11 protein-coding genes are annotated in these 15002 nt (G+C 48.4%); 5 read left to right on the top strand and 6 right to left on the bottom strand.

Annotated features, from left to right (window positions below; all coding sequences use genetic code 11):
- Positions 1-21: 21 nt before the first annotated feature.
- Together IEX62_RS12140 and IEX62_RS12135 are read left to right on the top strand one after the other, a co-directional pair.
- On the top strand, positions 22-603 hold the full coding sequence (locus tag IEX62_RS12140) for an RNA polymerase sigma factor (RefSeq protein ID WP_188775791.1): 582 nt from the start codon (positions 22-24) through the stop codon (positions 601-603).
- Positions 596-1558 carry an anti-sigma factor domain-containing protein gene (locus IEX62_RS12135; RefSeq protein WP_188775790.1) on the top strand — a complete coding sequence of 321 codons (963 nt, stop codon included), beginning with the start codon at positions 596-598 and terminating at the stop codon, positions 1556-1558. Before IEX62_RS12140 ends, IEX62_RS12135 begins: the two co-directional genes overlap by 8 nt.
- Positions 1559-1814: 256 nt before the next feature.
- Here the strand turns inward: IEX62_RS12135 and IEX62_RS12130 are convergent, their stop codons facing one another.
- A complete protein-coding gene (locus IEX62_RS12130; protein ID WP_188775789.1) occupies positions 1815-3287 on the bottom strand; it encodes a potassium/proton antiporter in 1473 nt (490 codons plus the stop codon).
- A gap of 248 nt (positions 3288-3535) precedes the next feature.
- Between IEX62_RS12130 and IEX62_RS12125 the strand changes: the two genes are divergently transcribed.
- Positions 3536-5053 carry an HD domain-containing phosphohydrolase gene (locus IEX62_RS12125; RefSeq protein WP_188775788.1) on the top strand — a complete coding sequence of 506 codons (1518 nt, stop codon included), beginning with the start codon at positions 3536-3538 and terminating at the stop codon, positions 5051-5053.
- A gap of 619 nt (positions 5054-5672) precedes the next feature.
- On the opposite strand, the gene IEX62_RS12120 is transcribed toward IEX62_RS12125, so the two are convergent.
- The 5 genes from IEX62_RS12120 to IEX62_RS12100 form a co-directional block, all read right to left on the bottom strand.
- Positions 5673-8351, bottom strand: a complete 2679-nt coding sequence (locus IEX62_RS12120; RefSeq protein ID WP_188775787.1) for a YhgE/Pip domain-containing protein — start codon at positions 8349-8351, stop codon at positions 5673-5675.
- Positions 8352-8778: 427 nt separating this feature from the next.
- Positions 8779-9501, bottom strand: coding sequence for a YoaK family protein (locus tag IEX62_RS12115; protein ID WP_188775786.1), 723 nt, complete (start codon positions 9499-9501; stop codon positions 8779-8781).
- 708 nt (positions 9502-10209) lie between these two features.
- Positions 10210-10881: a GNAT family N-acetyltransferase gene (locus tag IEX62_RS12110; protein ID WP_188776063.1), complete on the bottom strand. Its 672-nt coding sequence runs from the start codon at positions 10879-10881 to the stop codon at positions 10210-10212.
- 16 nt (positions 10882-10897) lie between these two features.
- Positions 10898-11590 (bottom strand): GNAT family N-acetyltransferase, encoded by a 693-nt coding sequence (locus IEX62_RS12105; protein ID WP_188775785.1) that lies wholly within the window; start codon positions 11588-11590, stop codon positions 10898-10900.
- 6 nt (positions 11591-11596) lie between these two features.
- Positions 11597-12454 (bottom strand): carbon-nitrogen hydrolase family protein, encoded by an 858-nt coding sequence (locus tag IEX62_RS12100; RefSeq protein WP_188775784.1) that lies wholly within the window; start codon positions 12452-12454, stop codon positions 11597-11599.
- 273 nt (positions 12455-12727) lie between these two features.
- On the opposite strand from IEX62_RS12100, the gene IEX62_RS12095 reads away from it, so the two are divergent.
- Together IEX62_RS12095 and IEX62_RS12090 are read left to right on the top strand one after the other, a co-directional pair.
- The gene (locus IEX62_RS12095) at positions 12728-14128 is read left to right on the top strand and encodes an ATP-binding protein (protein ID WP_188775783.1); all 1401 of its coding nucleotides are present in this window, start codon (positions 12728-12730) and stop codon (positions 14126-14128) included.
- A 345-nt stretch (positions 14129-14473) separates the two neighbouring features.
- Positions 14474-14854: a RidA family protein gene (locus IEX62_RS12090; protein ID WP_188775782.1), complete on the top strand. Its 381-nt coding sequence runs from the start codon at positions 14474-14476 to the stop codon at positions 14852-14854.
- The last annotated feature ends 148 nt before the right edge of the window (positions 14855-15002 follow it).

The following is a 15002-nucleotide window of genomic DNA, read 5'->3' as shown; positions in this document are numbered from 1 at the left end:
GAATGGGAAAGGAGCCCTTGGATGAATGAACTGATGGACGATAGAGAGCTAATGCGAAGGATTGCCGCAAAGGAGCCAGAGGCATTAGAACAGGTATATGATCGCTATGAACGTGCGATATATTCGTTTGCTTATCGGATTGTGCATGATACGATGGCGGCGGAGGAAGTCGTACAGGAGTTATTTTTGAGAGTATGGAATAACGCGGAACGCTATGATCGGAGCCAGGGGAAGCTTTCGACATGGATGTTCACAATTGCACGCAATATAGCCGTAGATATGCTACGGCGCAAAGCATCGCGAGCTGTAGCCGACCCGGTCGGTGATGAAGCTCTGCAGGTTCTTCCGGATACCGGCGCCGATGTGGAGCAAGAGGTGGCAATGAATTTTGAACGCCAGCGTATTCGTGAAGCAATGTTGGAACTCCGTGAAGAACAGCAGCAGGTCATCGAGTCAATTTATTTTCAAGGATTGACGCAGCATGAAGTATCCGAGAAGTTTAGCATTCCGCTTGGAACCGTTAAAAGCAGGGTCAGACTTGCGATACGGCAGCTTCATGGGAAGCTTGCTGAAGCGGTAAAGGGGGGAAACGCATATGAATAATGAACACAAACACAATGAGTGGATGGATATGGTCGAAATGTATGTACTCGGCGGGCTGGATCGTGAAGAACAGGAGCGATTTGAGGCATATATGAAGGATAACAAGGAATGCCGTCTCGCTGTTGAGGAGTTGCGCGAAGTTGTCGGATTTTTGCCATTATCCGTTGAATTAATAGAGCCGCCACAGGGCATGAAGAATCGTATTTTGGAACGTGTATTTGCAGAGGATCAGCAGCAGTTGGGGCAGGCAGATACTGTAGCAAATACAACACCAGTACAAGCAACACAGGCTACGCTTTCCAGTACAGCGTCAGCTAAGCCACAGCAGCCAGCGCGCAGCACGATCCCTACAGCAACCGAAGCGCCAGCAGCAACGCCAACACCGTCACGTACGGAGACAGCTAGTGTCGGACGACGCAGTAGCGCACGTAATAAGGCGACAATCTGGCAGATGACTACCGCTGTCGCTGTCGCTGCGGCTATCTTTATCGGTATGTATGCTGGTAATCTGCGCGGTGAAATCGGGAATTTGCAGCAGCAGCTAGCCATGACCAGCGATGAGGTGGGTAGCTTGCAGCAGAAGATTGTATCGGCATCGATGCCAAGTCAGGGACTAAAGGTGAATGAAGCGGTCAAGCTGAGCCCGGCTGCGAAGGATATTGTCGCGCAGGGATTGGCAACAATCGTGATTGATGCCAAAGGCACGCACTTACTCGTACAGGCAGATAATCTGCCGAAGCTACAAGGCTCGCAGGCATTTCAGGTCTGGTTAATTAAAGGCAATGTAAAGCAGAGTGCCGGTACATTCCTCACAAGGGACGGCACAGGTGCCATGTATTATACGTTCCAGCCGGATGATTACGATACGATTGCGATTACACTGGAGCCAGATGAGAAGGGCAGTCAGCCACGCGGACAGGTTATTCTTGCCGCGAATATTGCCGATCAGGGTTAAGTGAGTAGGATCGCTAGGGCAGGGTGATCACGTGGTGATGTTGCCCTGGGAACCGCTTAGCGATCGCACGATAAATGCACCACATTGGAGCTTCCATGATAGGACAAACGAAGAATGAATATGAATAAAAGGCAGTGTGTCAGAGGTAGAGACACACTGCCTTTTTGGTATCATGGATTACTGATCGGAGCGCTCGAAAGTATAGCGCTTGACGTGCCAATTGTCATGATTGCGTCTCAATGATAGGGTCTACTGATCATGAAGCAGATGGGGAAGGCTTCCCTTCTCCTGTAAATAGTCGCCGAATATCCTCACGTTTATCCTTTGGCCCGAGCAGATAGATTTTATCGCCTGGTAGAAGTATGGTATCGCCACGCGGTGTAACGATATCCTCATTGCGAAGCACAGCGGTAATGAGCACGCTCGGTGGTAGATCGATATCCTGTAGTTGCCGATGGATAAGCTGACTATGGGGTGTGAGTGTCATATGACTGATTTCCGATTGTGTGCGTCCAGTTGCCACCAGCTCCATAATGGACGGCTGTGCGTATTTGTCCGTTTCCGTTAGACCCAGCTTTTCGGCAAGGGGTGAGATGGTCGTTCCCTGAATTAATGCCGATGTGAGTACAACGAAGAAGATCACGTTAAAAAATAACTGTCCATTTTCAATGCCTGCCAGTAACGGATAGGTAGCGAGGACGATCGGTACCGCACCACGCAAGCCTGCCCACGATAGCAGCGTCTTTTCGGTAAAGTTAAACTGGCTGAACATCAGGCTGACGAATACGCCAATCGGACGTGCCACGATCATCAGCAAAATCGACAGCGCCAGACCCTGCCAGATAATCGATGGGAGCTGCTCTGGAAAGACGAGCAGACCGAGCAGGACAAACATCAAAATCTGCATAATCCAGCCAAAGCCCTGATTAAATTGCAAAATCGTACGACGATACGTCAGATCGGAATTCCCCATCACCAGCGCCATCACATATACACCGAGAAAGCCGCTCGCATGGGTGATCGAGCTGATCCCATACGTGAACAGGGCGCTGGAGATGGCGAGCACCGGATACAGACTGGACGTCTCAAAATGAATTTTATTAATGAGCCATACCGCGAGCTTGCCGCAAATCAGACCAAGCACAAGTCCAAAGCCCATCTCCCAGACAAAGGACAAAATTTTGCCCACAATGCTCGTATCCGGTGATTGAATGAGCTCGATGAACATAATCGTCAAGAATACCGCCATCGGATCATTACTACCGGATTCTGCCTCCAGTGTAGAGGTGAGCGAGCTACGTACATTTTTGCCGCCGAGTACAGAGAATACCGCCGCCGCATCGGTTGAGCCGACAATCGAGCCGAATAGCATCCCCTCCAGTAGACTCACACCAAGAATGAGATGGGCACAATACCCGATCACAAATGCTGTCAGCAGCACACCGATCGTCGCCAGCGATAGCGCCGGGCGTATAATCGGACGAATCTGCCGAAAATCGGTCTGCATCCCACCTTCAAACAAAATAATGACGAGTGCAAGTACACCAAACCACTGCGTAATAAACGCATTATCATAATAAATGAATCGGCCCAGAATCATACCAGCAATAATAAAAAAGACGAGTGCTGGCATGCCGAATCGTGAGGAAATTTTGGCTGATAGTACGCCAAGCAGCAGCAATGTGCCCAGCAGTAAAATCAGATCGCTTGTCATTTCAGTTGCTTCCATGCTAAGCCCTCCTGTCATTCCAATCTATATTCTAGCGGTAGCTTCTCGAATTTTGTCGTAAAGTCAGAGTCGCCATCGGAAAAGCATCAACTTTTTGCTCGATTTGCCGAAATATAATAGTGAGACTCTATATTTGGAAACGAACCTACCGCTCTCATTTCTCCATCGACGTCATCCAGGGATCAGGCAAATGACATCATGCCTGAGCCTGACTATAGGTTTTAATGTGCGGAAAAGAGGAACCCTCTGTGAATGAATATAAAAAATTTCTGAGAAAAATGATTGCGAATTACGTGATGGGTTCCGTGCTGGCCGTCGCTGTGGTGGGCGGGCTAATGATTATGACCACCATCAATACCACACTTTTTCAAAATCTAATTTTACTCGGCATTATGTTTGTGTCCTTTATGATTATGATGCTGCTGGAAGGGATGACCTTTTCCAAGCATCTTGCTCCGATTCGGCAAGCGTTAGTACCGGACATTGCCAGCATTGAGCAATTGGAACATGCGTATGTTCAGCTCCATCGATTCCCGAAGCTCGCCATCTATCGTATTATGCTGCCTCACTTTCTAGGCTTGACGATCCCGGCTATTGCACTGGTAAGCCTGGCCATCTCAGAACAATGGATTACGATGCCGTGGTATTACATCGGGATCGGAATCGCCGGCGCGATTATGGTCGCCAGTATGCACGCGTTTATTGAATTTTTCCTGACCTCGATTACGATTCGTCCGCTGTTGCGTGTAGTCAAGGACAAGCTGTACAAGCAGCATGGTCGCGATACACTTGCATTAGCGCATGTGTATCTCACGGTGCGCCAGAAGTATCAGCTGAGCATTTTCCTGATCGGTGTATTTCCGGTTACATTATTCAGTCTGGCTGCCCAGATTCGCCTACAGGAGATGACAGGCATTGATGCGATGCAATACTGGCAATGGGCAGGGCTGGTCATCGGCGTAAGTATTGTATTCAGTCTGTGCGGTGCTTTTCTGCTGGCACGTGATGTGGAGCATCCGATCAACAATCTGTTTAACGCTATGTCTCGTGTAGAAGCAGGGGACTTTGGCGTGATTGCACATGACGAGTATTCCGATGACTTTTCCCGCCTGATCCTCGGCTTCAATCATATGGTGCGAGGACTGAATATGCGAGATAGCCGTAATCAGCAGCTGCTGGACAGCTATTTTGCCACACTGGCGGCAGCACTGGATGCCCGTGATCCGTATACAGCAGGTCACTCACAGCGCGTAGCTGCCTATGCGGTCGAGATCGGCCTGCGTGCTGGCTTGTGTGAATACGACATCGACCAGCTCCGCAAAACTGCGCTCCTGCACGATATCGGCAAGATCGGTGTCAAGGATGCCGTACTGCTCAAGGATGGCAAGCTGACCGATGAAGAATTCGACCAGATCAAAAAGCATCCCGAAATGGGCGAAAGCATCCTGCGTCAGGTCGAGCCTGCCGACGCCATGCGCCCCTATCTGCCAGGTGTACGCTCACATCACGAGCGCTTCGACGGAAAAGGCTATCCCGATGGACTCAAAGGGAACAGCATCCCATTATTCGGACGCATCATCGCCGTAGCCGACGCCTTCGACGCTATGACCTCCGACCGCCCTTATCGTAAAGGGATGCCCAAAGATCGCGCGATCATGATTCTCGAAGAAGGCAGAGGGACCCAGTGGGACCCACAGCTCGCCACCCTGTTCATCGAAGACTACCGCCGCAAGCAGCAGGAGCTACACAACGCTGAAGCCCAGTGAATGTATCGCGTGTACGGATTGATAGAGTACCCATCTATATGAAGCTACTCCCACCGAACAAGCGTACAAAATGTCATATCCTTCATTCAACAATGGATATAACCTCATTCACTTGCAACCTACCTACTATCAAAAACCTCATTTGGACGATAACGAAACAGCAAAAAGGTCTGATCCTTTAAAAGCATCAGACCTTTTTGCTGTTTTTGGGTTGGATATAAGTGGTTTTTTGTATCGATAATAGGTCAGTAACACAGTTAATGTACCTACATGCACTCCATGCAACGAATGCCCTTACCGCGAATGCATTAAGTGCACTTCCTGCTAACCGCCGATTGCGTGAGAGGCCATACACAACTTTTGCTGCAAGCCGCACAGAACGAAGGCAAGGAAATAAGGGGAAAGGACGACTTATAGTGTTAGTGATTTTCTAACACGGGGTTCAATGAAGAGTGATTTTTGCGAAGCAAAATATCTTACAGCTTTGGAGGGGCGGGAATCTACAATTCGATCCTACTTCGTAGATTCCTGTGCGATACCGGAGTCCGTCCCCTTATTCCTTGCCGAAGTGGTGCCCACTCCCCAGCAAAAGTCACAGCGTAGTCCACTCCCGCCCCAATCAAGGTATGAGTTTGGTTTTCTTCGCTTTCTCCGCCATCTTTTCCGTCAACGGCCCCAGTGGCTTTTTAAGCAAGAGTGCAAACAGGATGAACAATAGCATAAACCCGATCAGATACAGAATATCTCGGTAAACGATCGACATCAGCATACCACCAACCGTTTCGCGTAATAGCTCCACAGCATACGTAAAGGGGAACCACGGATGGATCGCCTGGAAGAACGTACCAGTCATGCTGACCGGGAAGGTTCCGCCGGAGCTGGAAAATTGCAAGACGAGAAAGATAATCGCCAGCCCCTTACCAATACTGCCAAATACGGATACAAGCGTGTATACCATCGTGACAAATACCATACTAATCAGCATACTCATCGCGACAAACCATGCTTTATCTGCGACATACGCACCGAGGATGAAGATATCCCCCATTGAGATTACGAATGCCTGCACCAGTCCGATCGTCATAAACGTAGCGAGACGTCCGAAGTATACCTGATATGGGCGGAAGCGTCGTTCCGGGTCTTCAACCTCGACCTTGAACATGGAGATGAGCAGCATACCACCGACCCAGATCGATAAGGTGGTATAAAATGGCGACATTGACGAGCCATAGTTCGGGATCGGATACGTGCGAACCTGCTTCAGCTCGACCGGGCTGGATAGAAAGTCGCTTTCCTGCTGGATATCGCCTTTGAGCCATTTGATGATCTGGGATAGCTCACTATCGCTATTTTTCAGCAAGCGCACCTTATCGGCTGCATTATGAACCGATTTCTCCAGACCGGGTAGATCGTTACGTACAAAGTCGCCGACCTTGTGCACGGCACTTTCTGCTTCAGGTAGCTTGTTTTGAATCAGGTCGGTAATTTTGTTCAATTCCTTCTCCGCGCGTGGAAGATCATTACGCACAAAGTTGGCAGCTTCATGTACTTTATTCTCAATGCCAGGTAGATCATTGTTCACGAAGCTCGCCGCCGTATTGACCAGCTCGTCAAATTGATCCATTCGGCTCTGAATGAGCTCATTCGCATCGTGAAGCTTGGCGCGAATCTGCGGCAAGTCCTGCTTAATTCGTTCCAGCTCCTGCTGTCCAAAGGCAACGCCGCTCTGTGCATCGCTCAGTACAGCTGCGATATCAGGCAATGTGTTATTAGCTGTATGCAGTACGTCGGATGCGTCGCGAGCGACCGTTTTTAGATTGTCGAGACCTTTGTTAATATCAGGTACAATCTGCGAATCGTAAACGGAGATCAGATCGCCAAGCGCATCACTCGTCTGCGTGGAGAGCTGACGCAGATTATCAAGAATATCGCGCGCCGGCTGCTGTCCATTTCGGATCGCATCGCTAATGCCCTGAACAAGCGTAATCTGGCGCTCCATCAGATCATGAATACTATTCAGACGGCTAATCCGGTCACTCAGCGGTTGATTCGGTAGCACATTGTTCAGTCTGGTCAGCAGATCGGTAATACGCTCAACGATCGCTGCGCCGCGTGTCAGTCTCGTTTCAGCGAAGGATAATGTATCCAGCGCAGTTTGCGGATCGATATTGGCGTTATCAACTGCATCGACAAGCTGCGTCGTTGCATCGGCCGTCTGCTGTAACAGCACGAGATTTTGACGAATGACCGGAGCGATCGCATCGAATGCACCATCATTATCATTCAGGAAAGTATTCACTCGATCGCTAAAGTCCGCGCCAATATTCGTAATCTCCTGCACCTTTGGCAATGTCTGTTGTGCGGTTGCAATGATGCTTGCGAGCTTGTCGGCATCGGTAATCGCCTGATTCAGCGCATCCTCTACCTTATAAAAATTCGCATCCAGCTCGTTCACCTTATCGGCAGCCTTACGAATCTCAGGCAAGCGCTTTTGCAGCTCTAAAATGGCATTGCCTGCTTCCTTGATCTTGGGCAGATTCTGCTCGACCTTCAGGATCATTTGTCCGGCTTGCTCGATCTCAGGCAGTCGTTTTTGCAGCTCTACGATCTTTTGCGCCTGCGCATTGATCTCAGGCAGCTTTTTCTCCAGCACGAGCGCTTGATCAGCAAACTGATTGATCTCCGGTAAACGTGCCTCTAGCGTTAAAATCTTATTTTCAATATTACGGATTGTCGGTAGCTCTTCTTCCAGCTTGATGCCAGCATCCTTCATCTTCGTGAGTACCGCTTCACTGGCTGTCTCGATAAATTCCTCACTGATCTCCTGCGTCAATGTGGTTGCGCCCTTGTCGGTAATCTTAGGCGCAATGGCGCTAATCTTCTCATTCACGGTATAAATAATCTCTGGCTTCACCGGATCATCGGTCAGTATGCTACCGATCTTCTCGGAAAAGTCCGGCGGAATGAGAATAGTCGCATAATAATCGCCATTATCCAATCCGCGCTTCGCCTGGTCTTCATCGACAAACGTCCAGCCTAGCTTTTTGTTCTGCTTGAGATTGGTGACGACCTGCTCGCCCACATTCACGTCCTTGTCTTGAATCTTCGTGCCTTTGTCTTCATTGGTCACGGCAATAATAATGCCGGACGTATTGCTGTACGGGTCCCACATCGCTTTGATGTTGAACCAGGCGTACACCGATGGAAGCAGCATAATCGCCACAGCCAGCAGAATGCCGGTCGAGACGCTAAATAGATTTTTCCAGTCGGATTTGTAAATGCTCCATATATTTCTCATAGGTTCTGATAACCACCCGGTTCTATAGTGTTGGTATGCATGAATCTCGGTTCGACAGTAATCTCCATTACCCAAAAAAGCTTGGTTGCTTCCAAATGAAAAAAGGATTCGATCTGTGATAGCGGTATAGCTTCTGAAGTAAAGGATAAATGAACCAGAATCAAAATAATTAGGTATGCTATCTAATTATAAAAGAATACGCATCGTTTTGCACGGTTCGGTTTCATGAAGAGGGAATATACGGAGTAGATGCAGTATAGTGGGGCTCTACATACCCTAAGTGCTCTAAGTGCTCTAAGTGCTCTAAGTGCTCTAAGTGCTCTAAGTGCTTCAATATACTATAGAGTTCATCCATCCAAAATGACACGAAATCACAATGAATACATAGAACACACATAGAACACATATAGAACGTATAGAGCTAGTATTATTTGCTTTCACACAGCTGTTTTTTATGATGAAAGACAGCAAGCACGATCCCCAGCACGATCAGCATCGTCACGATCACGATCCAGATGGCGATCAGTGGAATCCGCTGCTCTACAACGGTCGCGATCACAGCTCCACCGCCGTAAACAAGGATCGCCAGTACGCGCAGCAATGTCTCTGCGGCAGGCCAGCTCTCACGCGCAGCTGTTCCATCTCGGCGTGCAAGCTGGCGCAGACGTGCGGTCACATCCTCCACTATGCTTGCCATGTTGTTGGTGAGTACCGTGGTCGATATTCCGGCGATGCCGAGTCGACGCGCCATCGTTGTCTGCATACCCATCGTGAAGCTTAGTAGAACGATCAAGCTATATTCCACTGCTGGAATCAATAGATCACGTGCTAGCAGGGCGAAGATCAGGAAAAAGATAAGCTGAATGACGACCAGTATCGTCAGACGAGACGACCACGGGCCATCTGGCTTACGGCTTCCTAAAAAGAGCCTTGCGATCGCATTGCCCGCGATAAAGCCAGCAAATGCGACACCCGAACGCAGAAAGGATACGGTATGCAGATTACCAATCGCCATCCCCATAATGATAATATTCCCGGTCATATTGGCGGTGAATACCCGCCCCAGATTCAGATAACCGATCACATCCACAATGCCTGCGACCAGGCAGAGCAGTATAATAATCAAATTACGGTAAAAATTTGTCTTCAACACTCATTCTCCTTCCGAGCAACGATAACCTTCTTAGGATCACGTAAGTATGCTAACATACGTCCGTAGCATTTACCCTTATTTTTCAGGCGGTAAGACGTATCCTACAGATCAGGCTGGCATACTCTATCCAATGGTCACTATTATGTTACCATAGTCGATGCTTGCATTTAACGGTGTAGTATGAACTTTTGCTTGCTTGCAATTAAATTGTAAACACAAAAATTACAAATATGTAATATTTACCAAATGGCAATTATATTCGTAAAAGGGGTTGCAAGTTTGCCCAAAGTGCGTTAGTATTACATTGCATGTGACAACGACATAGAAGGCACATAACATAAAGGACGGCTGTAGTATCCTGCAAAGGGACTACAGCCGTCTGTTTTTATTTTGCGATACATGAAGCGGTACTCTCAGATGTAATGTAGTGCGAACTGATACAAACCACAGTAGTCGTAAGTTCATAATCACTATAAGACTTACAAGTACTCCAGTCTGTACAAACCTCACCAGTACCGCAAATATAACGAGCAGTAATGGTAATATGCAAAAGCAAAGCGTGCTTCTCCTGTATGAAATGGAGAAGCACGCTTTATTTATCTCTGTTGTCTGTAAGCGATAAAGACAACGCGTAAAGGTTATAATATGTCATGTAAAATGTATATTATACCGTATTAACGCAGAATCTACGATCTAAACGAGTGCTTACAGCGGCAATAGCGCTACCTGCTGTCGCTTACCGACCTCACTCACCATATCCTCCCATGCCGCAGGCTTCTGCGCCAGCACCGCATAATAACGACGTAGGAACTTTTCGATCAGTGCGCCAGGCAGGGATTGAGTATTTACGCCATACGCAAGGAAGCACAGATCCAGCTCGGACACCGCTTCACCATCATTGTTCCAGGATGGATGCACATACGTAAAGTCCAGCTTGCGATAGCCCAGATGCGCCAGCACCTCACGGCGAACGAACGGGTCCATCGGCTTCACACCACCAAATTCATGACGCTCGGCACGATAAGGGTCATAAATCTCAGCAAACATTCCGAATAGCTCCTTACCATTGGCTGTAGCCAGCTGCTGTAGATCCTGCTGACGATGCTGAGCGAGAAACGGCCCAATACCAAGACCGGGTTCACCAATGATTGTAAAATCCGTCATTGCTACATTATCGTCCTCATAATACCGATACTCTGTTGCGCCTACAACGCGTCCTTCATGCACTGCGACAAAAACACGGATACCCGGGTCTTCGAGCGGTTCGCGCCATAATTCAAATTCCAGCACTTCCTCCGGTGGGAAAATACGTCCCATCAGAGCATGCATATCAGCAAATAAGGGATCATCAATATGTGTAATACGAGTATAGTCCATCGTCATGTTATCCTCCTTAGAATTGTGCTGGGGGTAGTGGATTTTTCCATTCCATTAAAACAGCATGATTCAGCGATTCTTCATCCTCCAGATAATCTGCAATTACCGTTAGCGGCGTACGTCCACAGCGCATAAGAAACGAAATAACCGGATCATACAGCTCACCGGAAGTAATACGCTCGACATATTGCACTGGGGAGTAGCGGTCTGCTACCCGATGATAGCCGGGCATACGACCTGCACCGAGTAATCGCTTGAGCCCCAGTGCGGCAGTTACCTCATACATCGACTGCATCAGCAGCTTGCCCAGTCCCCACTGACGATAATCAGGATGCACACACAGATCAGCCACATACAAGGTATCGCCCTGTGGATCATGATTGCGGATATAGCCATGATCGGTAATCTGCTCCCATGTATGCTGCGGATGAGCTTCGTCAAAGGCAATCACCAATGCGGTCATCGATCCTGCCAGCTTGCCATCGATCTCGACGCAGAGCGCTCCCTGTGGGAAGCGAGTAATATGCTCATGAAGCTGCTCCTGATTCCACCATAGCTCCTCTGGATAAGGTGGGGGGAATGCGGCTGCCTGTATCGCAATCAGCTGTTCAAAATCCTCGACTGTATAGGAACGCACGGTTGCGGGATGCGGATGCTTATCATGGTACACATAGCAGGCTTTGGCATAGTGCTGTACGGTCCGGTTCATCGCGAATCAGCTCCAATCGGTATACAGATCGGTACGGCGATCCCGCCAGGTGGTTACTGAGCCCTTTTCACGTACTTTGTAGAGTAATTCTAGATCAAGATCAGCGGTAATGATCATATCGTCGTTGATCTCACCCTCCGCCAGAATGCCGCGAGGTGGGAACGGTACATCATTTGGTGTAATCACGGCTGCCTGTCCGAAGTTACCACGCATAAAGTCAACCGTTGGCAGAGAGCCAATCGTGCCTGTCGTTACTACATACACCTGATTTTCCACTGCACGCGCATGGCTGGTGTACCGAACACGGTGGAAGCCGTGGCGGTCATCCGTACAGGATGGACAGAAGATCACATCTGCGCCGCGCGCCTTTGCCATCCGTACGATCTCAGGGAATTCAATATCGTAGCAGGTGAGCAGTGCAATCGTGCCTTTGTCTGTCTCGAACACATTCAGCTCATCTCCAGCAGACATATTCCACTCGGTCACCTCGGTCGGGGTGATATGGAGCTTAGGCTGAGCAGCTACACGTCCATCTGGATAAAATAGATGCGCCGTATTATAGAGCTTGCCGCCCTTTTCAATCACATGGGTGCCGCCGATAATATGAGTATTGGTTTCCTTAGCTAGGTCACGGAACAGCTCGATATAGGCATCGGTAAATTCGGGCAAACGCTCAATACCAAGCGCTACGCCATTCTCATCACCGATCGATAGGAGCTGCGTCGTGAAAAACTCTGGAAATAAAATAAAGTCGACATCAAATTCTTGCGCAGTGCGTACATAATGCGTCGCCTGCGCTGCAAATTCGTCGAAAGAAGCTATCGTATGAAGATGATATTGCACAGCAGATACACGGAATTTCATTGTCGTATAACAGCCTCCTCTGTAGGGGTCCTTTCAAGCAGACACCACTCGTATGATCAAGGTGCACACAGGATGTACACTTCACTCATCATAACAGAAGGCGTATAACGGCAAAAGGGAGGAATCCCCACAATTATGTGGTATGATAAACAGGAACATTACCAATTATTTTACAAATCATCCAGACTCACGTATATCAATACATACGGGGACTGCTGCCGATAGCGCGCCCAACACCTAATACCCATCCTATCCCAACTCAGGAGTGAGCAAATGGAATTTGTAAAGAACTTCCTGATGAATGCCGGTATGATGATTACGCTAGCCTACCTGGCGAATCTACTGTACAAATACGGCCTGACTCGTGTATCACCTCGATCTAAATATATCCTTTCTGTTATTCTACTTATTTTCGCTGGTTGGCTTAGCTCGTTCTTTGGCTTTCGTTTACCGGAAAATCTAATCTTTGATCTACGCTTTGTGCCGTTGATCGTCGCGGCGATGGTGTATGCACGCCCATGGGTCATTATCGTGATCGGGCTCGGGATTGGACTCATGCGGTTTACGTTTGGCATTTCCGAGGCGGCACTGATCGGATTCATTAATGCCACGACGCTGGGAATCGTCTGTGCGCTGCTTAACATATGGATGCGGAAAAGTCGCCTGCGCTTAGCGGTCAAAGGCGCGATCACTGTGCTGGTCGTTAATATTGTAAATGTTGCGATTCTGGCATTAATTGGACTGCTGCCAGTAAAGCTGTATTTGATCGAAATCGTACCGATTATGCTGCCGATCTGTATTTTCCTGAGTATGGTCATGATGCTTCTGCTACGTGAATTTCATATGGAGCAGCAGCGTCGTTTACAGCTGGAGCATGCCAATCGTCTACTGTCCCGGCAAACGGAAGAATTGCAGGAGGCACATCATGTGCTGGAGGAGCGTGCCCATCAGCTTCTATTATCCTCCCAGTACAAATCCGAATTTCTAGCGAATATGTCGCATGAGCTGCGTACACCGCTGAATAGTATTATTAATCTGGCGCAAATGATGTCAGAACAGGAATATGAGCGCACACCGGGCGAAACGAAGCTATATAGTGGTATGATCTACCGTTCTGGACTTGATCTGCTGGAGCTGATTAATGATGTGCTCGATCTGTCCAAGGTGGAGGCAGGGAAGCTGGAGATTGTTCAGGAGGAAGTGAATGTGAGCGAGATACCAGAGCTGCTGCATATGCACTTCGAGATGACGGCGGAGCGTAAAGGCTTGCAGTTTCATATCCTTCAGGAGCAGCCGTTGCCTGAAATTATTTTATCGGACTCACAGAGAATACAGCAGATTTTGCGTAACCTGCTGGCGAATGCTTTCAAATTCACCAGAGAAGGCAGTGTGACGCTATGTATTCGGGTGGAGGAAGAGCATACGGGGGATGAGTCGCTAAGCTGGATCGTCTTCGATGTGACCGATACCGGAATTGGTATCGCTGACGCCAAGCACCAGCTGATCTTTGAAGCCTTTCAGCAAGCGGACGGCTCGATTACACGTCAATATGGCGGTACTGGACTGGGCTTGTCGATCAGCCGCGATCTGGCACATCTGCTGGGCGGTCATCTTCGTTTACAAAGTACAGAGGGGCAGGGCAGTACCTTTTCACTGTATTTGCCGATACGGTGAGGCGTACAGCTGACGTGCTTATGAAAATGAAGGTATATCGGTGTATAGAGAGGTGTCGAGGCGATAGTCTTAATTTTATAAACGTTGCACAAGAGCTTATAGAAGAACTTCTGCATGAACTTGAGTAAGAACTTTAGTAAGAACTTTAGTAAGAACTTCAGTAAGAACTTCATATAGTTAATCCACTCTGTAAGAAAAATATCGAATGGTTGCCAATGCAAGATTCGCCCGATAGAATAAATGAAGATGATCCCTGTGAAGAAAAATGACGAGCCGTGAGCTGATCTACAGGTATATCCGGCACGTCATCCTTCATGAATCCATACGAAAAGAGGACGTTAATCTATGAGCAAACAACCGATTGCAACCGATCGTGCACCGGGCGCACTGGGCCCGTATTCCCAGGCGATTGATACAGGTATGTTCATATTCGCTTCCGGTCAGCTAGGTCTTGACCCGGTAAGTGGTGAGCTGGCAGAAGGCGTACAGGAGCAAGCGCGTGTCGCTCTGCAAAATGTCGTTGCTGTATTGGAAGCAGCAGGCAGCAGTCTGGATCAGGTTGTAAAAACAACCGTGTTCCTGCATGATATGAACGACTTTGCTGCAATGAACGAGATTTATGGTCAATTTTTCCAGGAGCCTTATCCAGCACGCAGTGCCGTACAGGTCGCTCGTCTGCCGAAGGATGCATTGGTGGAGATTGAAGTTATTGCGCTCAAGAAGTAATGACGATGAATACGTAATTTGAAGTCAGGATGTAAAAATAGATATACGAATAAAAGCTTTGCCTTTATACAGGTTCCGGTGTATTACCTTCCGGTATCTGTGCAGGCAAAGCTTTTATAGTTTTAAAGCGGAATGAAATGACAAAATC

The sequence above is a fragment of the Paenibacillus hunanensis genome, from assembly GCF_014645615.1.
GTDB lineage: Bacteria > Bacillota > Bacilli > Paenibacillales > Paenibacillaceae > Saccharibacillus > Saccharibacillus hunanensis.
Note: the sequence above shows the minus strand (reverse complement) of the source record. Positions and strands in the feature narration are given on the sequence as shown.